General features: G+C 44.6%; 23 protein-coding genes and 1 tRNA gene. 13 read left to right on the top strand and 11 right to left on the bottom strand.

Annotated features, from left to right (window positions below; all coding sequences use genetic code 11):
• Window positions 1-15: 15 nt before the first annotated feature.
• From mreD to C8N29_RS14760, 3 genes are read right to left on the bottom strand one after another with little or no spacing between them, the layout of a single operon-like run.
• On the bottom strand, window positions 16-489 hold the full coding sequence (gene mreD / locus C8N29_RS14770) for a rod shape-determining protein MreD (protein WP_107866842.1): 474 nt from the start codon (window positions 487-489) through the stop codon (window positions 16-18).
• Window positions 486-1388: a rod shape-determining protein MreC gene (gene mreC, locus C8N29_RS14765; RefSeq protein WP_107866841.1), complete on the bottom strand. Its 903-nt coding sequence runs from the start codon at window positions 1386-1388 to the stop codon at window positions 486-488. Before mreC ends, mreD begins: the two co-directional genes overlap by 4 nt.
• Window positions 1388-2431, bottom strand: coding sequence for a rod shape-determining protein (locus C8N29_RS14760; protein WP_204509370.1), 1044 nt, complete (start codon window positions 2429-2431; stop codon window positions 1388-1390). Before C8N29_RS14760 ends, mreC begins: the two co-directional genes overlap by 1 nt.
• Window positions 2432-2800: 369 nt before the next feature.
• Between C8N29_RS14760 and gatC the strand changes: the two genes are divergently transcribed.
• The 3 genes from gatC (at window position 2801) to gatB (ending at window position 6219) form a co-directional block, all read left to right on the top strand.
• Window positions 2801-3088, top strand: coding sequence for an Asp-tRNA(Asn)/Glu-tRNA(Gln) amidotransferase subunit GatC (gatC, locus tag C8N29_RS14755; protein ID WP_107866839.1), 288 nt, complete (start codon window positions 2801-2803; stop codon window positions 3086-3088).
• 89 nt (window positions 3089-3177) lie between these two features.
• The gene (gatA, locus tag C8N29_RS14750) at window positions 3178-4635 is read left to right on the top strand and encodes an Asp-tRNA(Asn)/Glu-tRNA(Gln) amidotransferase subunit GatA (RefSeq protein WP_107866838.1); all 1458 of its coding nucleotides are present in this window, start codon (window positions 3178-3180) and stop codon (window positions 4633-4635) included.
• Window positions 4636-4779: 144 nt separating this feature from the next.
• Window positions 4780-6219, top strand: a complete 1440-nt coding sequence (gatB, locus tag C8N29_RS14745; protein WP_107866837.1) for an Asp-tRNA(Asn)/Glu-tRNA(Gln) amidotransferase subunit GatB — start codon at window positions 4780-4782, stop codon at window positions 6217-6219.
• Window positions 6220-6264: 45 nt separating this feature from the next.
• Here gatB and C8N29_RS14740 read toward each other — a convergent pair whose 3' ends face one another.
• On the bottom strand, window positions 6265-7332 hold the full coding sequence (locus C8N29_RS14740; RefSeq protein WP_107866836.1) for a calcium/sodium antiporter: 1068 nt from the start codon (window positions 7330-7332) through the stop codon (window positions 6265-6267).
• A 121-nt stretch (window positions 7333-7453) separates the two neighbouring features.
• Between C8N29_RS14740 and C8N29_RS14735 the strand changes: the two genes are divergently transcribed.
• Window positions 7454-8059 carry an HvfX family Cu-binding RiPP maturation protein gene (locus C8N29_RS14735; RefSeq protein ID WP_107866835.1) on the top strand — a complete coding sequence of 202 codons (606 nt, stop codon included), beginning with the start codon at window positions 7454-7456 and terminating at the stop codon, window positions 8057-8059.
• Window positions 8060-8133: 74 nt separating this feature from the next.
• Entirely contained in the window at window positions 8134-9327 is a 1194-nt protein-coding gene (locus C8N29_RS14730; RefSeq protein WP_107866834.1) for a fatty acid desaturase family protein, read from the top strand.
• A 34-nt stretch (window positions 9328-9361) separates the two neighbouring features.
• Here the strand turns inward: C8N29_RS14730 and C8N29_RS14725 are convergent, their stop codons facing one another.
• The 5 genes from C8N29_RS14725 to hemA are packed head-to-tail and all read right to left on the bottom strand — an operon-like array spanning window position 9362 to window position 14644.
• Window positions 9362-10687 carry an ABC1 kinase family protein gene (locus C8N29_RS14725; protein WP_107866833.1) on the bottom strand — a complete coding sequence of 442 codons (1326 nt, stop codon included), beginning with the start codon at window positions 10685-10687 and terminating at the stop codon, window positions 9362-9364.
• Window positions 10687-11448, bottom strand: coding sequence for a HesA/MoeB/ThiF family protein (locus C8N29_RS14720; protein WP_107866832.1), 762 nt, complete (start codon window positions 11446-11448; stop codon window positions 10687-10689). Before C8N29_RS14720 ends, C8N29_RS14725 begins: the two co-directional genes overlap by 1 nt.
• Window positions 11442-12266, bottom strand: a complete 825-nt coding sequence (prmC, locus tag C8N29_RS14715) for a peptide chain release factor N(5)-glutamine methyltransferase (RefSeq protein WP_107866831.1) — start codon at window positions 12264-12266, stop codon at window positions 11442-11444. The genes C8N29_RS14720 and prmC overlap by 7 nt, the downstream gene beginning before the upstream one ends.
• A gap of 6 nt (window positions 12267-12272) precedes the next feature.
• The gene (gene prfA / locus C8N29_RS14710; RefSeq protein WP_107866830.1) at window positions 12273-13358 is read right to left on the bottom strand and encodes a peptide chain release factor 1; all 1086 of its coding nucleotides are present in this window, start codon (window positions 13356-13358) and stop codon (window positions 12273-12275) included.
• Between the two features lie 26 nt (window positions 13359-13384).
• Window positions 13385-14644: a glutamyl-tRNA reductase gene (gene hemA / locus C8N29_RS14705; RefSeq protein ID WP_107866829.1), complete on the bottom strand. Its 1260-nt coding sequence runs from the start codon at window positions 14642-14644 to the stop codon at window positions 13385-13387.
• 291 nt (window positions 14645-14935) lie between these two features.
• On the opposite strand from hemA, the gene C8N29_RS14700 reads away from it, so the two are divergent.
• From C8N29_RS14700 to pth, 7 genes are all read left to right on the top strand, one after another.
• Window positions 14936-16606 (top strand): tetratricopeptide repeat protein, encoded by a 1671-nt coding sequence (locus C8N29_RS14700; protein ID WP_107866828.1) that lies wholly within the window; start codon window positions 14936-14938, stop codon window positions 16604-16606.
• A gap of 3 nt (window positions 16607-16609) precedes the next feature.
• Entirely contained in the window at window positions 16610-17290 is a 681-nt protein-coding gene (gene lolB / locus C8N29_RS14695; protein WP_107866827.1) for a lipoprotein insertase outer membrane protein LolB, read from the top strand.
• A complete protein-coding gene (gene ispE, locus C8N29_RS14690; RefSeq protein ID WP_107866826.1) occupies window positions 17284-18138 on the top strand; it encodes a 4-(cytidine 5'-diphospho)-2-C-methyl-D-erythritol kinase in 855 nt (284 codons plus the stop codon). Before lolB ends, ispE begins: the two co-directional genes overlap by 7 nt.
• A 15-nt stretch (window positions 18139-18153) precedes the next feature.
• A tRNA-Gln gene (locus tag C8N29_RS14685) sits at window positions 18154-18228 on the top strand.
• Window positions 18229-18258: 30 nt separating this feature from the next.
• Complete coding sequence (locus tag C8N29_RS14680) at window positions 18259-19209, top strand: ribose-phosphate pyrophosphokinase (protein ID WP_107866825.1); 951 nt, start codon at window positions 18259-18261, stop codon at window positions 19207-19209.
• 131 nt (window positions 19210-19340) lie between these two features.
• Window positions 19341-19919 (top strand): 50S ribosomal protein L25/general stress protein Ctc, encoded by a 579-nt coding sequence (locus C8N29_RS14675; protein WP_107866824.1) that lies wholly within the window; start codon window positions 19341-19343, stop codon window positions 19917-19919.
• Window positions 19920-19932: 13 nt separating this feature from the next.
• A complete protein-coding gene (gene pth / locus C8N29_RS14670) occupies window positions 19933-20517 on the top strand; it encodes an aminoacyl-tRNA hydrolase (RefSeq protein WP_107866823.1) in 585 nt (194 codons plus the stop codon).
• 57 nt (window positions 20518-20574) lie between these two features.
• Here pth and C8N29_RS14665 read toward each other — a convergent pair whose 3' ends face one another.
• A complete protein-coding gene (locus tag C8N29_RS14665; RefSeq protein WP_107866822.1) occupies window positions 20575-21333 on the bottom strand; it encodes a glutathione S-transferase family protein in 759 nt (252 codons plus the stop codon).
• 74 nt (window positions 21334-21407) lie between these two features.
• Here C8N29_RS14665 and ychF point away from each other — a divergent pair, with 74 nt between their 5' ends.
• Complete coding sequence (ychF, locus tag C8N29_RS14660; RefSeq protein ID WP_107866821.1) at window positions 21408-22499, top strand: redox-regulated ATPase YchF; 1092 nt, start codon at window positions 21408-21410, stop codon at window positions 22497-22499.
• A 66-nt stretch (window positions 22500-22565) separates the two neighbouring features.
• Here the strand turns inward: ychF and C8N29_RS14655 are convergent, their stop codons facing one another.
• On the bottom strand, window positions 22566-23246 hold the full coding sequence (locus tag C8N29_RS14655) for a TetR/AcrR family transcriptional regulator (RefSeq protein WP_107866820.1): 681 nt from the start codon (window positions 23244-23246) through the stop codon (window positions 22566-22568).
• Between the last annotated feature and the right edge of the window lie 51 nt (window positions 23247-23297).

The raw sequence follows: 23297 nt of genomic DNA, 5'->3' as shown, positions 1-23297 counted from the left end.
TACCGCCGATATGCGTTAATAATCACGTCGCCAACGTTGTAAACTCATAACCACAAGAGGCCATGCTAAGGTCGTCGTGATAATGGGTAAAGCGTATTGCCAACCATTATACGCTTGCCCGATGAGCGCATAGATAAAAAAACGTAAGCTAAACGCGAGGGTGACTAAAAAACATACCCATAACGTCGTGACCAACGCAGACGACATACGTGCACGTCGGATATAGAGTCGATTTAGGTAGGCACTGACTGCCCACGACAAGGCATAAATGCCTAATGTTTGGTTTAACATGAGCGCCAACGCCAAACCCAACACGACATTAACGCCAATACTGACTTTATGCGGATAATGTAAGCCCCAAAATATTAACAACAGTTGCATTAAATCGGGTCGCCATAATGCTAACTCTGGTGGCAGTGGATACAAAGCCCACAAAAAAGCCAAGACAAAACTCAGCGGAAGCGTTGATTTAGGCTCTGCGAGCTTCATGGTTTCACCTCCTCTATGCTGTCAAGGGGGGTGATGGTGGGTTGCTCGTCGTGTAAAGAGCGTCTAAATAAGACAATCACATGACGGCTATGGTCTAAATTGGCGACTGGACGGGCATAGACTTCGACAAATTCACGCCCTGCCAGACGTTTGACCTCTGACACAATCGCGACAGGGTGACCTGCGGGGAAATTTCGTCCCAAACCCGAGCTTATCAATTTATCGCCCACTTTAATGTCTACGGTTTCGGGCACATAGTCGAGTTTAAGTCGTTGACTATCTCCCATCCCCGTTAAAATAGCCCGCCCCTCATTACGTTCTATACGGACAGGAATCGAATGGCGCGGGTCAGAAATCAGCATGACGGATGACAAACGATGTGTTACCTGAATCACTTGCCCCATAATACCGTCTGCATCCAACACGGGTAACCCAAGCTCCATGCCTTCGCGAGTGCCTTTATTTAAGATTAACACCCGATGATAGGGATTAGGGTCTATGGAAATGATTTCCGCATTGAGGATATGGTCATTGATGCGCAAACTGGCCTGTAGCAAGGCACGTAATCGGCTATTTTCGGCACGACTTTCTGCTAACTGTTGTAATTGAGCGGCATTTTGTAGCAGTTCGGCTTGGAGAATTTTATTTTCTTCGTACAACTCTTTTTGACTACGTAGGCGGTCAGTCAAACCGTGTACGAGCCGTGCAGGATAGCTTAATAGACGGACAAAAGGCTCTATCACCTGCTGACTGTATTGACGTATGGGCTGACTGTATTGGGGATATAACGTATCCCCTGCAATCAAGACCGTACACAACAGTACAGCCACCACTAAGCGATACCCCTCTGCGGGAATATCTTCAAAGCGGCGTTTGTCTCTATCGATAATGTCGCGCATCAGTGGACAAACAAACTGTCATAAGCAGGATTATCTAAGTAGGCCAAGGCTTGTCCCATACCGCGAATGACGCAGGTTAAGGGCTCTTCGGCGACAATCACAGGTAAGCCCACCTCTTGTAATAAAAATTTATCTAAATGCCGTAATAATGCCGTTCCCCCTGTGAGCATGATGCCACGCTCCGCAATATCAGCAGAGAGTTCTGCGGGCATATCTTCAAGGGCATTTTTAATGGCATTCACAATATTACGTAGCGGCTCTTGCAAAGCGGTACTGATTTCTTGGGCATTGACTTTAATGGCCGTCGGCACCCCTGCGGATAAATGACGACCACGCACCTCTAATTCGGGTATTTGCTCATCCAATACCATCGCCATACCCAACTCTTGTTTGATGTGTTCGGCGGTTGTCTCACCAATCAAACACCCATATTGTCGACGAATATAGGTGACAATTCGTTCATTGAGCACATCACCACCCGTTCTAATCGAATCAGAATAGACGCTGCCCAATAAAGAAATAACGGCAATTTCTGTCGTACCTGCACCTATATCCACAATCATCGAACCACAGGCCGTATCAACAGGTAAGCCTGCCCCCAATGCGGCAGCCATAGGTCGGTCAATTAAACGAATTTCGTTCGCACCTGCCCCATCAGCCGCTTCTTTGATAGCACGTCGCTCTAATAAAGTCGCTTTACAGGGAACACTGACCAACACACGTAAATTTTGTTTTAAGACGGGTTTATGCTGAATTTTTTGTAAAAAACGTACCAATAATACTTCAGTCATTTCTAAATCGGCAATCACACCGTCTTTAAGAGGCCGTATCGCACTCAAACCCATCGGGGTCCGTCCCAACATTTGTTTGGCCTCTGTGCCAACCGCAGCAATACTACGCCCTGCATCCCCTTGACGAATGGCAACTACCGTCGGCTGGTCGAGGACTATGCCCTTTTTCGGCATAAACACTAAGGTATTGGCTGTACCTAAATCAATGGCGATATCTGTCGATAAAAAACCTAACAAACGTTTAAACATAATAAGCGCTCTCAAGTCTGAGCTAAACGGCCGATTCATGCAGAAATAGTTGATATCTTTGCGGATGCGCCGCGTGATGACGGTGTCCCTAAAGCGTTGACTTTAACCAAAGCCTAGACTAAGAACAAGTGACCTCCCATTGAGTTTATACGGTGAGCACTTAAAACAAGAGACTGACTTGCAAAATAGCCCTAGAAAATCGACGCTAAAACCACAATAATCCATACCTAGCGAGGCATAACTGTTGAGCGATGATAAAACTGCCTTGAACAGCAGCTAAACTTCGCCCATAACACGGAATACAGACCTTATTGCACGCCGATTGTGCAGGGTCATCAGTAGCATCCCTTTTTTAGAGAGATAGAGAGCATTATGGCACTCACCCTTGATGATATTAACAAAATTGCTCACTTAGCCCGTTTAGGGTTAAGTGATGAAGAAAAATCGCGCTATACCGATAGCTTAAACAATATTTTAGGTTTGATTGACGATTTACAGGCGGTAAATACCCAAGGTATTGCACCCTTGTCACATGCCGTTGATGTCACCCAACCTTTACGCCCTGATGTGGTAACAGAAAGCAATCAACGTGATGCTTATCAACAAATCGCGCCTGCGGTACAAGACGGTTTGTATTTAGTACCTAAGGTGATTGAATAAACAACATAGTTTTTATCAGGAATTAGCCCCCTCACCGTCTTAACAAGACAGGGAACTTCATTTTTTGGCAACCCCAATTAAGGTTTACCATGTTACACACCTATACCTTAGCCGCTCTGCGTGACGGCTTAGCCCGTGGCGATTTTTCTAGCCGTGAGCTAACGCAACATTTTTTACAACGTATTGCCCAATACGATAACTCGCTCAATAGCTTTATTACGGTTTGTGCCGACCAAGCCCTACGTCAAGCCGATGCTGCCGATGCCGCTCGGAGTCAAGGCACAGCTCATGCTTTAGCAGGCATTCCTATTGCACAAAAAGACATTTTTTGTACCCAAGGCGTAAAAACCACTTGTGCTTCAAAAATGCTCGATAACTTTATTAGCCCCTACAATGCTACGGTGATTAGCAAAAGTGAAGCTACTGGCTTAGTGATGTTGGGTAAAACCAATATGGACGAGTTTGCCATGGGTTCTTCTAACGAAACCAGTTATTACGGTGGTGTGAAAAACCCTTGGGATTTAAGCAAAGTTCCAGGTGGCTCATCGGGTGGCTCTGCCGCAGCCGTTGCTGCACGTTTAGCCCCTGCGGCAACAGGTACAGATACAGGCGGTTCTATTCGTCAACCTGCGGCATTGTGTAACTTAACAGGTCTAAAACCGACTTATGGCCGTATTTCTCGCTGGGGGATGATTGCCTTCGCCTCTAGCTTAGACCAAGCAGGCCCAATGACCCAAACTGCCGAAGATGCCGCTTTATTAATGAATGTCATGTCTGGCCATGATGCCAAAGACTCAACCAGCATTAACACTGCTGTACCAGACTATACCGCCACCTTAAATAACGACTTAAAAGGTTTACGCATTGGACTTCCCAAACAGTATTTTGGTGAAGGTTTAGATGGCCAAGTGGAACAAGTGGTCCGTGACGCGTTAAAAGAGTTAGAAAAACTTGGGGCAATTTTGGTGGATATTGATTTACCCAACACAGGGTTATCTGTACCTGCGTATTATGTGATTGCCCCTGCCGAAGCCTCTAGCAACTTATCGCGTTTTGATGGGGTGCGTTTTGGTTATCGTTGTGAAAGTCCTGTAGATTTGACCGATTTATACAAGCGCTCTCGTGGTGAAGGTTTTGGTAGTGAAGTCAAACGCCGTATTATGATTGGGACTTATGCTTTATCGGCTGGCTACTATGATGCTTATTATTTACAAGCCCAAAAAGTTCGTCGTTTAATTCAACAAGACTTTGCTAATGCGTTTGCGCAATGTGATGTGATTGCTGGCCCAACCTCACCGTCTGTTGCTTTTGGTTTTGGTGAAAAGAATGCCAACCCGATTGCTATGTATTTATCCGACATTTACACCATCGCCACCAACTTAGCAGGCTTACCTGCGATGAGCATTCCCGCGGGCTTTAGCCAAAAATTGCCTGTTGGTTTGCAATTAATTGGTAATTACTGGCAAGAATCACGTTTATTAAATGTTGCCCATCGTTATCAACAAGTGACCACATGGCATCAAGAAGTGCCAGAGTTGTTTAAATAAGGCTCTTTACACCAAGTCCTTCATGGAAAACTTGGTAGCCTGTATGTAGCGTAGCGAAATACAGGAAGATAGGTAAACCCCATACACCCGTGTTCCGTTACACTTTACACGGGCTACGGAAAAAGCTTTTAAGAGGAACATCCTATGTCATGGGAAACTGTGATTGGTTTAGAAATACACGTACAGTTAGCAACCAATAGTAAAATTTTTTCGGGCAGTGACACCAGTTTTGGTGCAGAAGCCAACACCCAAGCCAGCTTAATTGATTTAGGTATGCCCGGTGTATTGCCTGTCCTTAACCAAGAAGCCGTGAATATGGCCATTCGTTTTGGTTTAGGCGTTGATGCACAAATTGGCAAAACCAGTATTTTTGCCCGTAAAAACTACTTTTATCCTGACCTACCTAAAGGGTATCAAATTTCACAATTTGAACACCCGATTGTTGGCAAAGGTCATTTGGATATTGTTTTAGAAGATGGTAGCACCAAACGTATTGGTATTACTCGCGCTCACTTAGAAGAAGATGCGGGCAAATCTTTACATGAAGATTTTGCAGGTATGTCTGGCATTGACTTAAACCGTGCAGGTACACCGTTATTAGAAATCGTGTCTGAACCCGATATGCGCTCTGCTAAAGAAGCCGTTGCCTATGTAAAAGCCATTCACTCGATTATCCGTTATTTGGGTATTTCGGATGGCAATATGGCTGAAGGCTCGATGCGTTGTGACTGTAACGTGTCGTTGCGTTATAAAGGCGAAGAAAAATTTGGCACACGCCGTGAAATCAAAAACGTTAACTCCTTTAAGTTTATTGAAAAAGCGATTAACAGCGAAATTGAATGGCAAATGGACGAATTAGAGTCTGGTCGTGCCATTCAACAAGCAACTGTGTTGTATGACCCAAACACCAACAAAACCCGCGCCATGCGTAGCAAAGAAGAAGCGAATGATTACCGCTATTTCCCAGACCCCGATTTGTTGCCTGTGGTGGTGAGTGAGGACATGATTAACACGGTTCGAGCAACTTTGCCCGAATTGCCCACCGCTAAAAAAGCCCGTTTTATCAGTGATTATGCCTTACCTGACTATGATGCAGGTGTATTGGTTGCTCAACGCGAATTAGCCGACTATTTTGAAACAGTAGTTAAAGCTGCCAATAATCAAGCTAAACAAGCCTCTAACTGGGTGATGGTAGAGTTATTAGGCGCATTAAACCGTGCCGAAAAAGACATCACCGAATCGCCAATTAGTGCTGAACAATTAGGTGGTTTGATTAATCGTATTAATGACAACACGATTTCGGGCAAAATTGCCAAACAAGTATTTGGTTTTATGTTTGACTCTCAAGGCAAATCTGCCGATGAGATTATTACCGAAAAAGGCTTAAAACAAGAAACCGATACCGGTGCTATCGAGGCGGTAATTAACGAAGTGGTTGCCGCTAACCCACAACAATTAGCCGATTATCGTAGCGGTAAAGACAAATTGTTTGGTTTCTTTGTCGGTGAAGTGATGAAACGCTCCAAAGGCAAAGCCAACCCTGCACAAGTAAATGATTTGTTGAAAAAAATCTTAGCAGGTTAAAGGTTCATCATCCCTCTCCAAACACGGAGAGGGATGCGTCATCCATTAAGCAGATACCTGACGGCGTAAGTATTTAACTACCTCCAACATCCACCATGTAAGACACACAGCAACAATCGCTAATAAAAATGGTACAACAGTGACTAACCAAGTGCTTTGTTGTGCAGCCAATACTAAATACACCACATAAGCCACATAACACACCACAAACGTCATCCCATCAAGGCGAGTAATGGTGTAATTAGCCAAAAAGACAGGTAAACAAATCAACGCGACTAATATCATCACAGGAATGTCTATGAGCAGCGAGGACTGAGCAACTGGCAAACCTTCTGGCGACACTAAGCTCGACAACCCCAACACCGCACATATATTAAAAATATTACTGCCAACGATATTCCCAATCGCAATGTCACGTTCGCCTTTAATACTCGCCATGACACTGGTCGCCAACTCGGGTAAAGACGTACCTGCCGCAACAATGGTCAAACCAATGACCAATTCACTTAAACCAAAATATTTGGCAATCGCCACTGCCCCATCAACTAGCCATTGTGAACCTAATACCAACATGGCTAAACCAACAATAATTAAAATTGCGTTTTTCCATAAGGGTTGAGGCGGTTCAATATCATCACTCCCCTCGGCCACTAATACCCCCTCACGCCGTGCTTCTTTAATTAAAAAGAGGGTATAAACGATAATCCCTGCAAATAATAAAAAACCATCAAAACGACTGATTTGACCATCTATGCCCATCAATAACACAATCAATGACACATAAATCATAATCGGAATATCAAATCTAACCAGTTGCTTTTGCACCATTAACGAGGCAACGATAGCCGATACCCCTAAAATAAATAGCACATTAAAAATATTACTCCCAACAACGTTACCGACCGCAATATCCGCCTCACCGCGCAACGCAGAAGAGATACTGACTGACATTTCGGGGGCACTCGTACCAAAAGCGACCACCGTTAAACCAATCACTAAAGGACTAATACCTAAAGAGCCTGCTAAACTTGAAGCCCCTTTAACCAAAAAATCTGCACCAAACGTCAGTATCACTAAGCCTGCTACTAATAAGAGTATGGTTATAACATCCATCGTTGACCTCGCTGCTGTAAAACATGAAGTGAATATACAAATACCCATTAACAAGTCTGATTGTCATCTGTAACAAACAGTCTGAATAGTTATCTAATGTAAAACTTAGAGTAACTAACCAATGAAACTAATCACCCTTTACAATCACTTTCACACCACGCTGTTTAACTACTTAAAACACCTTGATGGTCTTGCTCCACTCGCGCTAAGACTGTATTTAGTCCCTATTTTTTGGATGGCAGGCTTTCATAAATACCAAAGTTTTGCCGATACTGTTGAGTGGTTTGGTAATGCTGATTATGGCTTAGGTTTGCCGTTTCCGTGGTTAATGGCATTTTTAGCCACCAGTGCCGAACTGGCAGGTGCCGTATTATTAACACTGGGCTTAGCCACACGTTGGATTAGCTTACCTTTAATTATCACCATGATTGTGGCGATTGTTACCGTGCACTTGCCTAATGGCTGGCAAGCCATTGCCGACCCTCATGCGCCTTTTGCCAATCAACAAGTGATTGATTCCGCCGAAAAACTTGGCAAAGCACGCGAATTATTACAAGCGCATGGCAACTATGATTGGTTAACATCCAGTGGGAATTTTGTCGTACTTAATAACGGCATTGAGTTTGCCGCCACGTATTTAATTATGCTGATATGTTTGTTTTTTAGTGGTGGTGGCCGTTATGTGAGTGTTGATTATTGGTTAGCCAACTATTGGCAACAAAAATAATTTTTTTAGGTCGCTGACAAACAGCCAAAAAGCTGTAGAATCCGCACTTTTTCTGTGGACTTAGAGCTTTCACCATGACCACCTACCCCTTTACCTTAAACGACCAAGATGTCGACAATTTTACCCAAGAAATTATGGCATTGCGTCGTGCCGCCAATGAGCGAATGGGATTAGAAGACTTTAAGCATCTACAAAAAATTGAACGTTGGGGCAGATTGTCCACTTTAGCAGGCTATGGCACAGCTTGGCTTGCTCCCAACCCTGTCTCTGCCTTTTTAATCAGTCAAGGCAATGTGACACGTTGGACAACGATTGCTCACCACGTTTTACATAAAGGTTTTGACAAAATTGAGGGGATTCCAACACGTTATACCAGTCAGGGCTTTGCCAAAGGCTGGCGACGCTTTTTGGATTGGAATGACTGGCTACTACCCGACGCATGGAGCAACGAACATAACAAATTACATCATTATAATTTAGGCGAAGCCCAAGACCCCGACCAAGTAGAACTCAACCTAGACTGGTTACGTCATTCTAATTTACCCATGCCTGTACGTTATGCGATTGTTGGCTTATTTGCCGCAACATGGAAACCGTTATATTACGCGCCTAATACCTTAAAACACTTACGCAGCAATAAAAATAACGTGTTAGGCCAAGAGCGCGATTCTGCCACCTTAACCCAATTAGCGTTATGGAATCCCTTAAATCCTGCCGCGCGTGACTTATGGTCTCAATGTTTATTACCCTATATTTTTGTTAAGTTTGTATTGATTCCCCTATTATTTATCCCTCTTGGGCCTATTGCGGTCATCAATGTTTGGATAAATACGCTACTAGCCGAAATTATCAGTAACCTACACGCGTTTTTAGTGATTGTGCCTAACCATGTCGGTGACGATATTTTATTATTCGAAGAAGCGGCAACCAACAAAAGTGAATTCTTTTTAAGACAAATTACAGGCTCTGCGAATTTTAAGACAGGCGGCGACTTCAATGATTTTTTACACGGTTGGTTAAATTATCAAATTGAACACCACTTATGGCCAGACTTACCGATGAGTGAATATCAGCGCTTACAGCCACAGGTCAAAGCCTTGTGTGAAAAATATGGTATTCCTTATGTACAAGAATCGGTTTGGAAACGCTTAAAGAAAACTGTTGATGTGATGGTGGGTAATAGCTCTATGCCACGTCAAACATCAGTCAGTCGTAATGTGCGTAAAACGACTGCCGACGCCCAAGTGCTTGCAGCAACGAGCCTATAAGTAAAAAAGACACGCCTTGGCGTGTCTTTTATCATCAGTGTAACGTACGTGGTTTGGGTTTGGCTTTAGCCGTTTGCTCTAGCTGACCAAACAGTTGTAAGCGGTCATCATTAAACAACTCCATATCTGGCGCTAAAATCTTGATATAACGGTCAAAATACAAAATTTGTTTAAATAACAAGGCAAACGCACGGGGAAAACGAATACCATGTTTTTCACCAACAGCGACAATTTCTAACATCAATTGATTGATTTCATTATCATTGACTGAGCCATTCAGCACACTAGCAGGGTCTACCACCGTAAAGGCTTGGTAAATCACTTCCAAATCTTTGGCTAAATCATCAATATTGACTTTTTGGCTGGTCATGCCAATACGCATCATCGCATCAGCCATTTTTTCAAAATCGCCTGTCCCAATCGACTCCATAAACGCCATAGTCGCTGTCCATGTATCGGGTTTGATGCGCCCAACAATGCCAAAGTCAATAAAACCAATCCGACCATCGGTTAACACCATTAAGTTACCTGCATGCAAATCCGCATGGAATGACTCACAAAACATGAGACTGGAAAACCACGTGTTCATCGCCCCCACCAGCGTATTGGCAGGGTCTTTGGCATATTTTTTGATGGTTTCTAAGTCGGTTAAGGGTACGCCATAAAAACGCTCCATCGTTAATACGCGTAGGCTAGAAGCCTGTGGATAGACTTGCGGGGCAATGGCTAAAGGATTACTGGTCGCCTTAAGAAACTCATTAAATTGTTTGATGTTTTCAGCTTCTTTATAAAAATCGACTTCTTCCATCATACATTCTTGAATTTCGGAGACAATCGCCGACAAAGAAGCAAATTTGATTTTGGGAAATAAGCGCTCAAAAATACGGGTTGCCCAGTAAATAAAATTGAGGTCTGTTAATAGAATATTTTCAACATCGGGCTTTTGAACTTTAATCACGACGGATTCGCCTGTCACTAAGGTCGCTGCATGTACCTGCGCTATCGAAGCCGATGCTAATGGGGTTTCGTCAATCGAGGCAAAAATTTGGTCTATTGGCTGCTTTAACTCTTGCTCTAAGACGCGACGGATGTACTTAAATGGCAAGACAGGCGTTTTATCTAAACAATACTGAAATTCGTTAACATAGTCCGCAGGAAACAACGACGGTGAACTCGCCACAAATTGACCTAACTTAACGTAGGTTGCGCCCAAACGCTCAAATGTTTGACGGACTAATCGGGGCGTTGGCGGACGATTACCTCTTAACCAACTCATGCCAGTTGTAGCCAATACCGCACTGGTTTCACCAATACGGACAATACCCTTTAAGGCATTAGCAAATGTGGCATAACGATTCATCACTTCACCTCGTTTTTTAGTGGCCCACAAACGGGACAATGGGGGTCTTTGCGCAATTTGACGGTGCGCCATGCGGGTATATCGGCTTCCCAAATCGTTAACTTGCCGAACAATCCGCTTCCTAATCCGCTTAAACATGTTAACGCCTCATGTGCTTGTAAACTACCCATCACACCGACAACGCTGGCTAATACCCCCGCTTCACTACAGCTTAATGCTTGCTCATTGGCTTCGGGATATAAACAACGGTAACACGGCCATTCACGGCTACCATAAAAACTAGCTAACTGACCATTCAGACCAATGGCAGCAGCTGAAATCAGGGGCTTATCGGCCAAAACACAGGCACGATTGATGGCATCTCGGGTGGCAAAATTGTCGGTACAATCCAGTACCAAATCGACCTGCTGGATAATGTCATATAGGTTATCGTCATTCAGAGCCACTGACATTGGCTTAATCTGACAATGTGGATTGACTTGCTGCAAGTGCTGGGCGGCAGCGATTGCTTTAGGCTGACCAATATCACTGAGGCGATATAAAATTTGCCGCTGTAAGTTACTCAATTCAACGGTATCAAAATCGACCAGATGCAGCTCACCCACGCCTGCACTGGCTAAATACAGCGCCGCAGGACAGCCCAATCCTCCCATGCCAATAATCAAGACTTTACTTGCCTTGATTTTTTCTTGCGCGGCAATATCCCATTGCCCAAGCAGAATTTGGCGATTATAACGTAACAATTCAACATCACTTAGCATCGTTGTCCTACCGTATAGCGGTCATTTCCACCATAGTCTTGGCCTGTCATCGTGTGTATCCAACCCGCAGCTTGCATCAACTGTCGCACCACAGCGCCTTGGTCAAAACCATGCTCCAATACTAACCACCCCCCCTGCACCACATAGTCAGCAGCGTGCTGCACCAAATGTGCCAAATCACTTAAGCCTTCTTTATCCGCAACAAGGGCACGTTGTGGTTCGTGACGCAATTGGGCTAAATGGGGGTCATTGGCAACAATATAAGGGGGATTACTGACGATACAATCAAATAAACCTGTTAATGGCTCAAACCATGAACCCTGCACAAACTCAACATGGCGAATTTGATTTTTTTGGGCGTTGTGTTTGGCAATCGCTAGGCTTTGTGGATATAAGTCCGTTGCGACTATGGACCACTCGGGATGTTCTTTGGCAAGGCTTAAAGCAATCGCGCCACTGCCTGTGCCCAAATCGGCGACACGCCATTGTTTACCTTGCGCCAGTGCCAACACCTTTTCGACCACACACTCGGTATCTGGTCGTGGAATTAATACCTCTGGAGAGACGCTTAAATTGAGCGTCCAAAACGCGCGCTCACCTAGAATATAGGCTAAGGGCACACCTTGTTCTCGTTGTTGCAAATAGGCATCAAGCTGAGTAACTTGCGCTTCTGTGAGTAGCGTATCTGGCCAAGTACGCAAAAAAATACGACTCTTCTTGAGCACTTGACATAACATGAGCTCTATTTCTAAAGCAGCATCTTCGTTGCTTAAACGTTGACGGGCGAGATGTTGGAATTGCTGAATACCTAAAGTCATACCTGATTAGCTTTCATCATTGGCCAATGCCGCTAATTGGTCAGCTTGATGCTCACGCGCTAAGGCTTGCACTACCTCTGTTAAATCCCCTTCCATCACCGCATCTAAACGATACAAGGTTAAATTGATACGATGGTCAGTTAAACGCCCTTGTGGAAAATTATAGGTACGAATCCGTTCCGAGCGGTCACCACTGCCCACCAAATCGCGACGCATACTGGCCGTGGCTTGTTGTTGCGCATCTCGTTGACGTGACTCTAATTTGGCCGCTAACCAACTCATCGCTTTAGCACGGTTTTTATGTTGTGAACGCTCTTCCTGACACTCAACTACAATACCTGTCGGTATATGCGTAATCCGAATGGCAGAGTCGGTTTTGTTAACGTGCTGACCACCCGCACCACTCGAACGGTAAGTATCAACACGCAAATCGGCAGGATTAATTTCAATCGCGGCTTGTTCTTCGGGTTCAGGCATCACCGCCACCGTACATGCTGACGTATGTACACGGCCTTGAGACTCCGTTTCGGGCACACGCTGCACCCGATGCGCGCCCGACTCAAACTTGAGTGTTCCATAAACGCCTTCGCCACTGACACGGCTAATGACTTCTTTATAGCCGCCATGTTCGCCTTCGTTGCAGGAAATCACTTCTACTTGCCAACCTTGACGCTCGGCAAAACGCGAATACATCCTAAATAAATCGCCCGCAAAAATAGCGGCTTCGTCGCCACCCGTTCCAGCCCTAACCTCCAAATATACAGGACAGGTATCGTTAGGGTCTTTGGGAATCATTAAAACATTGAGCTGCTCAGTTAATTGTGCAATACGTTTTAAGGCAGCATCAATTTCCTCTTCCGCGATTTCCTTGAACTCTGGGTCAGATTTCATCTCATGCGCTGTTGCTAAGTCGGCTTCGGCCTGACCAAAAGCCTGCCATACTTGGGTAATTTCACCTAACTCACTGTGTTCGCGCGATAATTTACGAAACTTGTCATTATCGCTAATCGTACTACTGTCGGATAATAAGGCAGTGACTTCTTCATAGCGTTCGCTTAATTGCTCTAAACGCGCGCGGATAGATGCTTTCATCATCAATACTCTATCTAAAATCTAGGCTAGTTATCTTTGGAGTTCAGGCCTAATAATTGTGCTGCCCATTTGAGCTTTTCATGCTCATTATGTGCAGCGGCCTGTTTTAATTGCACACTGGGACTATGCACTAATTTATTCATCAGACTACGCGACAAACGCTCCAGTATCTCGTGAGGATTAGCGCCCTGTGCTAAGGCTTGTTGCGCTTTGGCTAACTCTGCGACACGAAACTCATCTGCTTGTTGCCGATAAGCCGTCACCAAACCTTGTGCAGCTTGTGCTCTTTGCTCATGTAAAAATTGCGCCGCACATTGCTCAATCAGTTGTTCAGCCTGTTGTGCTGCTTGTTGACGCGCACGACGATTTTCTTCAATGGTGCTTTCTAAATCATCAACGGTGTATAAATAGACATCATCAAGGTCATCAACTTCAGGCTCAATATCTCTAGGCACGGCAATATCTATCATGGCCATCGGACGATAACGACGCTTTTTGAGCGCTCGCTCCACCATCCCTTTACCAATGACAGGCAGTTGACTGCCTGTACAACTAATCACGATATCGGCTTGAGACAACACATCAGCCAAGTCGGATAACAAAACAACTTTCGCACCACCGAGTTCCTGCGCTAAGTTTTCTGCACGTTCTAAACTACGGTTAGCAATGGTAATTTGTTGCACCCCTTGCTCTTTTAAGTGTTTTGCCACCAAACTTATCATTTCACCTGCGCCTACCAGTAAGGCCTTCGTTTGTTGAAAATCACTAAAAATTTGTTTGGCCAGTTGTACTGCCGCAAACCCAATAGAAACAGGATTGGCGCCAATCGCCGTTTCTGTACGTACCCGTTTTACTGCCGAAAACGTTTGCTGAAATACTCTATCTAACTTTTGGCCTAATGTGCCTGCTTGCTGCGCGTGCTGATAGGCCACCTTGACCTGACCAAAAATTTGCGGTTCGCCCAAGACCATCGAATCCAAACCCGAAGCGACTCGCATCAAATGGCGGAGGGCATCTTGTTCTTCATAGACATACACACTGCTTTTTAATTCATGCAAAGATAAATGCCGTTGTTGGCTTAACCACGATAATACCGCCTGACTGTTATCACCAAAGCCATAAAACTCTGTACGATTACAGGTGGATAAAATGGCTAATTCAGACACACCTGTACTATCACAAGCCGCCTGTAGAGCTTGTGTTAAGGTGTCTGGCAAAAAGGCGACTTTCTCGCGTAATTGCACAGACGCTGTTTTATGATTGATGCCGAGCGCGATAAGACCCATAGAAGGGGAAAACTAAGATTGGCTAGGGTGCAATATTGTGCGCGATGATGATATTTTTTTCAAATTGATTCACAATAAAGTTGAAAATTCTTAACATCACAGTTTATCAACGAATTGAAACGCAATTGTACTCGACAGAAAGACTAGCGTTTTAGACACTGCTCATGTTAGGGTCTATTTGGCTGAGTCAATGACATCGCAACAGCGACTTAGGGACTATGGTCATAGTCACTTGGCATCAACTGCCCCTAAATAGCCGCTTATAACCACTTTAATTTTTATTTGATTACTATGCCGTCTCTATTTAGTCGATATGCTGTGTTGGTGGGTTTCCTTTCTTTACCTTGCTTGAGTGCAGCGACGGTGACACCTACGCGCAGTCCTCAGTTTAGCGCTGATAGTCTATATCACCTCCTACTCGCTGAAATTGCGCTACAACGTGGCCAAACACAATTTGCACTAAACGAATATTATCAACAGAGCAAAAGCACTCAAGACAACGGGGTGATTGAACGAGCAATGCAAATTGCTAACTATCTACAAAACAGTGAGATTGGCTTACCCTTAGCCGAACAATGGGTAAGTAGCGATAATAAATCGGCGAAGGCTTATTATCAGTTAGCCTATCATGCGCTCAAAAAACAAAAATATGAGCAGGCCATGAAAGCAATTGACCAATTGCTCATTTTAGAGCCCGAAGCACAACTAGAAACACTCTTCCTGACTGCGTATCCCGCACAAGTCAGTGCGCGTAAAGAGTTGCTGACTGCCCTCACTCAACTTGAAAAAACCTTTCCTGACAATGCTAACTTGTTGTTTGCCCATGGTTTATTAGAAGGTGAAAATGGAAATTATGCCCTTGCATTAAACTATTTAGAGCAGGCTTATGCTAAGAAAAAGAGTATTCCTATTGTCTTATTAGAAGCAAGGCTACTGACACTCAACAAACAAGAAAAAAAGGCATTGCAAGTGTTAGCTGAGGCGTTAACACTCTATCCCACGAGTCAACAATTAAATCTACACTATATTCGCGCCTTAATTGCCAACCGTGACTATTTAAGTGCAGAAACTAAACTAGCGAATTTATTGGTCAGTATGCCCGACAATACGGAAATTTTGTTGATGCATGCGCTACTGGCTTACGACAACAAACACGATGACGCTGCCAGCGACAGCCTCAACAAACTGATTGGTTTGGAAAGTAATCAAGATGAAGCCTATTACTACCTTGCCCAAATTGCTAAACGTAAAAAACAAATCAGTGCCGCCGAAAACTACCTCAGCCACATCAATGAAGGCGACCGTTTTTTAACCGCACAAGTCGAACTAGCCACCCTACGTATACACGATAATCGTCTCAATCAAGCACGCCAACAATTTGCTGAAGCACGGCAACATCATCCCGATTTAGCCAATACGCTCTATGCGCTAGAAGCTGAAGTTTTGAACGATAATAAACAAACAGAGCTGGCTTATGCGCTTCTTGCCGATGCCATCAACAAATTTCCCCAAGATAATTTGCTATTATTCAGCCGTGCCTTAATGGCCGAAAGACTCAATAACTTGGTGCAATTCGAAACCGATATGCAGGAATTATTGCGACGTGACCCGCAAAATCCCAGTTATATGAATGCCTATGGTTATACTTTAGCGGATAAAACAAATCGTCTTGCTGAAGCTGAGCCTTATTTGCGCCAAGCCATCAAACTCAAACCCAATGACCCCGCTATTATTGATAGTGTGGGTTGGTTGTTATACAAACAAGGGCGTTTATTTGAAGCATTATCGTATATTAGAAAGGCTTTTCAAGCCTCAGCCGATGAGGAGATTGGTTTACATCTGGCCGAAATTTTATGGGTCAGTGGTTATAAAGCAGAAGCACAGCAAGTATGGCAAAAACTTCTGCAAAAAAAGCCAAACAGTGAACCTGTGTTAAAACACCGCGCGCAATGGGAGAAATGAAGCGTGAGAATTTTTTACACGACAGCAGCTTTAGTGATGTTAAGTGGCTGTGCGAGTCAATCTGCGGTACTCAGCCTTAAAAAACCTGTGCCAGTACCGACGCCTTATACCGAGCAACAAGCCATTCCATTGGCTAAAATGGATATCAAAGACGACGTAGATAGCGCACAATTTCCAGCGCCGCAACCTACCGAAGCATGGACAGCGATGGGCAAATTTTCTGTCAAAATGACCGATGCCGATGGTAGCAAAAAAGGCGGTAGTGCCTATTTTGTTTGGCAACAACTGATGACAGACTATCGGATTACCCTCAGTGGCCCTTTGGGGCAAGGCCGTACCGTACTGAATGGCTCGACCGATAACATCAGTATCGACAGCGAAAAAACGGGTTATTTAGAAGCCGACACCCCCGAAGCCTTGTTTGAACAAGCCTTTGGCTGGACAGCTCCCGTGTCTTATTTGCGTCAATGGTTAAATGGTAAACCTGCAACCGCGCATCCAGAAGATATTTATGCCGAAAATGGCACGCTACAAAGCTCCCAAGAAGGCGCATGGCAAGCAGACTTCAAAAACTACCGTTATGTCAACAATGCGTTTTTACCGCAAAAAATCATTATCACAGGCCCTAATTTGACCATGACAGTTTTAGTCAGTGATTGGAAACCACAGGCCGAAAAATGGTAACTCGGTTTAGCTTACCCTCACCCGCCAAATTAAATCTGATGCTACGCATTACAGGTCGCCGTCAAGATGGCTATCACAATCTACAAACGATTTTTCAGTTTTTAGATTACGGCGACACCTTAGATTTTAGTTGGCGCGATGATAGTCAGATTCATTTAAGCCCAGACTTAACCGATGTACCCCATGAAGATAATCTTATTGTCAAAGCGGCGCGGATGTTACAGCAAGACAGTGGTTGCCGTTTTGGTGTAGACATCCAACTACATAAAATCTTACCGATGGGTGGAGGGATTGGTGGAGGCTCTTCTAATGCCGCCACTACCCTCTTAGCACTCAATGTATTATGGGACTTAACATACTCTTTGACCGAATTAGCCGCGTTGGGATTGCGCTTAGGCGCAGACGTACCCATCTTTATTCAGGGCGTTTCTGCATGGGCAGAAGGTGTTGGCGAGGTGCTAAGCCCACTGCAACTGCCTGAAACTGCTTATTTAGTCATCACACCTGATTGTAAAATAAGCACTCGTGAAATTTTTTCGCATCCAGCGTTGACAAGAGACTCCGTCCCGATTAAATTAGCGGCCTCCGAAGCGCAGGGTGGTCGAAATGACTGCGAAAGTGTCGTAAAAGCACTTTATCCTGCCGTAGATGATGCCTTGTGTTGGCTAAGGCAGTACGGTGATGGAAAGTTAACAGGAACAGGTTCTTGTGTCTTTCTAGCATGTGACTCAATACAACATGCACAAACATTGTTACATGTTTGTCCCTTTGCAGGGTTTGTTGCAACAGGTCAGAATATATCACCTACTCACCAAGCACTTGCGCTTATATCTAAAAACAGCAGCTAAAAAGCTGTACGCTATAGGGGCGTCGCCAAGCGGTAAGGCAGCGGGTTTTGATCCCGCCATGCGTTGGTTCGAATCCAGCCGCCCCTGCCATTCTTATTCTAGCTCGCAGTGTAAAGAAAAATGCCTAATCTGGTCGTCTTTACTGGCAATGCCAATCCTCAGCTTGCAAAAAAAGTCGTTGCTCACCTTCATGTCCCGCTCGGCTCTGCGCAAGTGACACGCTTCTCTGACGGTGAAATCTCTGTTGAAATCAATGAAAACGTGCGTGGTAAAGACGTTTTTATTATTCAATCTACCTGCGCACCCACCAATGACAACCTAATGGAACTCATTGTCATGGCAGACGCGTTACGTCGCGCCAGTGCAGGCCGTATCACTGCCGTTATTCCTTACTTTGGTTATGCTCGCCAAGATCGTCGTCCACGCTCTGCCCGTGTGCCGATTACCGCCAAAGTAGTTGCCGATATGATTACCTCCGTCGGTATCGACCGTGTATTGACAGTCGACTTACATGCTGACCAAATTCAAGGCTTTTTTGATATCCCTGTTGATAATATTTACGGTTCGCCCGTCTTATTAACGGATTTACAAAAACGTGCCTTTGATAATTTGATGATTGTCTCGCCCGACGTGGGGGGTGTGGTACGTGCGCGTGCTGTTGCCAAACAATTAGGTGAAGTCGATTTAGCCATCATTGACAAACGTCGTGCCCGTGCTAACGAATCACAAGTCATGCACATTATTGGTGACGTTGCTGGCCGTGACTGCGTGATTGTTGATGATATGGTCGATACCGCAGGCACACTATGTAAAGCCGCAGCCGCACTCAAAGAGCACGGTGCGCGTCGTGTCGTGGCATATTGTACTCACCCTGTATTATCAGGTGCAGCCATCACGAATATCTTAAATTCAGACATGGACGAATTGGTCGTGACCGATACGATTCCTTTATCTGCGGAAGCCGTTGCCACAGGTCGTATTCGTCAATTATCGCTATCGCCCATGTTGGCTGAGACAGTTCGTCGTATTAACAACGAAGAATCCATCAGCGCCATGTTTGATTTGTTCTAACACAAAGATGTATTTTGCTAGGGCACTGTTTTTACAGTGCCTTAGTTTTTAACAGCTCACCATACCCTTTATAGATGGTGAGCTTAACCCTCAGTATCTGGTCGCAAGCTACTGAATTTTTGGAGACTATCATGTCCGCAAACTTCAATTTAACGGCTGTTAGCCGTAAAGACGAAGGGAAAGGTGCGAGCCGCCGCCTTCGCCACGCGCAACAAGTACCTGCTGTAATTTACGGTGCAGGTCAAGCCCCGCAATCTATCGCAATTCCATTCAAAGAATTGGTTAAAGCCTTAGAAAACGAAGCGTTTTACTCTCATATTTTGACCTTAACTATTGATGGTCAAGAACAACAAGCGGTTATCAAAGCCTTACAACGTCATCCTGCTAAAAACATTCCTATGCATGCTGACTTCTTACGTATTGATGCTGCACACAAAATTACCATGAAAGTGCCTTTACACTACATCAACCAAGAGTCTTGTGTGGGTGTAAAAGCCGAAGGTGGTGCAATTTCTATTATTGCTAACGACGTTGAAATCGCCTGTTTGCCAAAAGACTTACCAGAGTTCTTAACGGTAGACTTTGCTGCGGTACATATTGGTACAACCTTACACTTATCTGATATCGCTTTACCAGCAGGCGTAGAGATTCCGTTATTAGCTCAAGGTCATGACTATGACCAACCTATTGCTAACGTTCACAAAGCCTAAGGTGAATTAAGCGATGGCGGGTTTGCAATTAATTGTTGGCTTGGGAAATCCAGGACTAGACTATGCGCAAACCCGTCATAATGCGGGTGTTTGGTATGTGGCGGCTTTAGCTGACCAATTCAATATCCGCATGACCTCTGACAGTAAGTATTTTGGCTTAGTCGGTCGAGGTCAAATCAATGGACAAGAAGTTCGTCTCCTCATCCCCACCACGTTTATGAATCGTTCTGGCCAAGCGGTTTCTGCCTTAGCCAATTTTTTCAAAATTCCGCCAAGCGATATGCTCGTTGCTCACGATGAACTGGATTTACCTGTGGGCAGTATTCGGCTCAAAACGGGCGGTGGTCATGGTGGGCACAATGGTCTACGCGATATTATCAGTTGCTTAGGCAATCAAAATAACTTTCACCGTTTACGCATTGGCATTGCACATCCTGGTGATGCAAAACTGGTGTCTAATTATGTATTAGGCAAAGCGCCTACTGCCGAACAAGAAAAAATAGAATCGGCTATTTTAGCTGCCGTGAAAGTCAGCGATTTAATGATTAACGGCAATCTAAACAAAGCTATGAATCAGTTAAATGGTTTTAAAGCCTAATCGACCTTTTACATGCCAGTCTATGATGCAGAAGTTCGTTTGTTAGAGTCCCTCACGCTATTGCCCGCGCCAATTCCCCCGCGCATGGCGTTCTTCACGGTATAGGCGTAATAGCCATTGCCCCAATGGACGTGCACTTAACTCATGTTGTAATTGTTGCACAGCCTCCGTACTTGCGTGCAAACTCGCCCACGGCGTTTCGGGTATCGTCATGAGTGGCGCATATAAAGACGCAACCGCAATATCCGCTAAGCCTAAATGATGACCGACCAAATAACGTCCACCGTTTTTTAATAATACTGTCTCAAATTCCTCTGCCATCATCATCATTTTGGCAAATGACTGTGCGCCTTTTTCGGGATTCACTTGGTACATTTGCGCAATCCCCCGTCGAATAAAGGGCGCTAAGGGCTTTTTGAAAGGTTTAATCAACGGGTAATCATCAAACAATAAGTCGGTGACTTGTGGCGTTGCCAAGAGTTGACTATATGCCCACCGCCGCACATGAATACCTGCTTTATCGGCTTTTTCTTCTAAAATAATCGCTTGTCGGCGTTGCTCGGGGTCTGAGGGTAATAATGGCCGCAATACATATTTTGCATCCAAATAAAAGGCCATCTCTGTAGAGTCACCAATCCACTCCTGACCATCGTTGAGTGTGGGAACGGTGGTGCTATTGGCTTTCCAAACAGTTAAGACACGGTGTGCACCCGGAAAAAGATTCGTTACTTTATAGTCTAAATCCTTAAAATCTAATAACCAACGTGCTTTTTCACAATAATGCGATAAGGGAAACTGATAGAGCGTGCGATTCATGCAGATACCTCAGCAAAAAAAGGGGTTTTGGTGTACCATGCGCGCCATTGTGAAATTAACACGAGGAGTCCTTCATGGGGTTTAACTGTGGCATCGTAGGTTTGCCAAATGTGGGTAAATCTACCTTATTTAATGCCTTGACTAAAGCGGGAATTGCTGCCGAAAACTTTCCTTTTTGTACCATCGAACCCAATACAGGGATTGTGCCTATGCCCGACCCACGTTTGGATGCGTTGGCCACGATTGTCAAACCTGAGCGTATTATTCCGACGACTATGGAGTTTGTCGATATTGCGGGCTTAGTGGCTGGGGCTTCTAAAGGTGAAGGTTTAGGGAATCAATTCTTAGCCAATATCCGTGAAACCGATGCCATTGCCCATGTGGTACGATGTTTTGAAGATGAAAACGTCATTCACGTGGCTGGCCGTATTGACCCCTTAGATGATATCGCCACCATCAATACCGAATTAGCCTTATCGGATTTAGACACCGTAGAGCGTGCCTTATTGCGCGTGAGCAAAAGTGCTAAAGGCGGTGATAAAGAAGCGATTATCCTCAAAAATAGCTTAGAAAAAGTATTACCTTTGCTCAATGACGGTCGTCCTGCACGTGCCGCCGACTTGAGCGACGATGACTTAAAAGCCTTAAAAGTCTATGGTTTACTTACCCTAAAACCCACCATGTATATTGCCAACGTTAATGAAGATGGTTTTGAGAACAACCCTCATCTCGATGCGGTACGCCAATTAGCGGCCAGTGAAAATGCCATTGTTGTGCCGATTTGCAATAAATTAGAAGCCGAAATTGCGGAACTTGAAGAAGACGAAAAAGCCGAATTTTTAGAAGCCGTCGGCATGGATGAACCGGGTTTGAACCGCGTGATTCGTGCGGGTTATGGCCTGTTGGGCTTACACACTTACTTTACGGCGGGCGTTAAAGAAGTGCGTGCATGGACGATTCCTGTAGGCGCAACTGCCCCTCAAGGCGCAGGTAAAATCCATACCGATTTTGAGAAAGGCTTTATTCGCGCCGAAGTCATTGCCTATGATGATTATATTCAATACAAAGGTGAACAAGGCGCAAAAGACGCAGGCAAATGGCGTCTAGAAGGTAAAACCTATATTATGAAAGACGGCGACGTGGTTCATTTTAGATTTAATGTCTAAATTTTTTGCTGTTGCGCATAACAACAAATCAGATATAACTCTGATTTGTTGTTGGCTATTACCTGCTTAGGCGATAGGCTGACGATAACCCAACGCACAGTTAATAAAATCAACTAAAACATCTTCTAAGGCTAGTAACTGCTCAAATCTGTTTTGACAAATACAACGAAAGACAATTTCGTAAGCACCACCTATGGCCGCTTGATAAAATAAATCAGGTACATCACGCCATTGTTCTGGTTGGCTGGTTTTAATGCGACTGTGCATCACTTTGAGTCGTTGACCAAGTTCAGTAAAGAATAGGTTACGCTGTATCAGACATCTTGCACCCGCATTAGGAAACTCAATTGCCCATGCTTTGGCAAACTCTGGCTCTTGTGTACACAGTTGCAAATAGGCACGTACTGCTGACCTCAACCACCTATCATCTGCCAATGCAGATTGAGTTTTTTGCAAATCTATCAACACCGTCTCAATGAGTGCTTTTCGTCCCAATTGGTCAGCCGCTAAAAAACAATCCTCTTTACTGTCAAATAGCTCATAAAATACCTGTCTAGAGACACGCGCCCCTTTGACAATATCGGCAATCGTGGCTGCGACAAAACCTTTTTCAGCAAACACATGAATCGCTGCTTTGACCAAGCGTCTACGTTGCTGTTCACGCACTTCTGAACTTAATAAATTACTGGTGCGTCCTCTAGGTAAGCCCACAGCTTGCGCATCATATATGCCAGATAATTTTTCCACAGTTTTTCTTCTTTCTCATTTAGAAAAACGCAAAATTAGCACTCTCGTGTT

It is taken from the genome of Agitococcus lubricus (genome assembly GCF_003051055.1).
GTDB lineage: Bacteria > Pseudomonadota > Gammaproteobacteria > Pseudomonadales > Moraxellaceae > Agitococcus > Agitococcus lubricus.
This window is presented reverse-complemented; position numbering and strand designations above follow the sequence as displayed.

Coding starts and splice junctions, on each gene's coding strand:
- ychF (WP_107866821.1), top strand. CDS start 21,408: ATGGGGTTTAACTGTGGCATCGTAGGTTTGCCAAATGTGGGTAAATCT.
- ispE (WP_107866826.1), top strand. CDS start 17,284: ATGGTAACTCGGTTTAGCTTACCCTCACCCGCCAAATTAAATCTGATG.
- C8N29_RS14665 (WP_107866822.1), bottom strand. CDS start 21,333: ATGAATCGCACGCTCTATCAGTTTCCCTTATCGCATTATTGTGAAAAA.
- prfA (WP_107866830.1), bottom strand. CDS start 13,358: ATGAAAGCATCTATCCGCGCGCGTTTAGAGCAATTAAGCGAACGCTAT.
- C8N29_RS14700 (WP_107866828.1), top strand. CDS start 14,936: ATGCCGTCTCTATTTAGTCGATATGCTGTGTTGGTGGGTTTCCTTTCT.
- pth (WP_107866823.1), top strand. CDS start 19,933: ATGGCGGGTTTGCAATTAATTGTTGGCTTGGGAAATCCAGGACTAGAC.
- C8N29_RS14740 (WP_107866836.1), bottom strand. CDS start 7,332: ATGGATGTTATAACCATACTCTTATTAGTAGCAGGCTTAGTGATACTG.
- C8N29_RS14680 (WP_107866825.1), top strand. CDS start 18,259: ATGCCTAATCTGGTCGTCTTTACTGGCAATGCCAATCCTCAGCTTGCA.
- hemA (WP_107866829.1), bottom strand. CDS start 14,644: ATGGGTCTTATCGCGCTCGGCATCAATCATAAAACAGCGTCTGTGCAA.
- C8N29_RS14675 (WP_107866824.1), top strand. CDS start 19,341: ATGTCCGCAAACTTCAATTTAACGGCTGTTAGCCGTAAAGACGAAGGG.
- gatB (WP_107866837.1), top strand. CDS start 4,780: ATGTCATGGGAAACTGTGATTGGTTTAGAAATACACGTACAGTTAGCA.
- C8N29_RS14725 (WP_107866833.1), bottom strand. CDS start 10,687: ATGAATCGTTATGCCACATTTGCTAATGCCTTAAAGGGTATTGTCCGT.
- mreC (WP_107866841.1), bottom strand. CDS start 1,388: ATGCGCGACATTATCGATAGAGACAAACGCCGCTTTGAAGATATTCCC.
- mreD (WP_107866842.1), bottom strand. CDS start 489: ATGAAGCTCGCAGAGCCTAAATCAACGCTTCCGCTGAGTTTTGTCTTG.
- gatA (WP_107866838.1), top strand. CDS start 3,178: ATGTTACACACCTATACCTTAGCCGCTCTGCGTGACGGCTTAGCCCGT.
- C8N29_RS14720 (WP_107866832.1), bottom strand. CDS start 11,448: ATGCTAAGTGATGTTGAATTGTTACGTTATAATCGCCAAATTCTGCTT.
- C8N29_RS14730 (WP_107866834.1), top strand. CDS start 8,134: ATGACCACCTACCCCTTTACCTTAAACGACCAAGATGTCGACAATTTT.
- C8N29_RS14735 (WP_107866835.1), top strand. CDS start 7,454: ATGAAACTAATCACCCTTTACAATCACTTTCACACCACGCTGTTTAAC.
- prmC (WP_107866831.1), bottom strand. CDS start 12,266: ATGACTTTAGGTATTCAGCAATTCCAACATCTCGCCCGTCAACGTTTA.
- gatC (WP_107866839.1), top strand. CDS start 2,801: ATGGCACTCACCCTTGATGATATTAACAAAATTGCTCACTTAGCCCGT.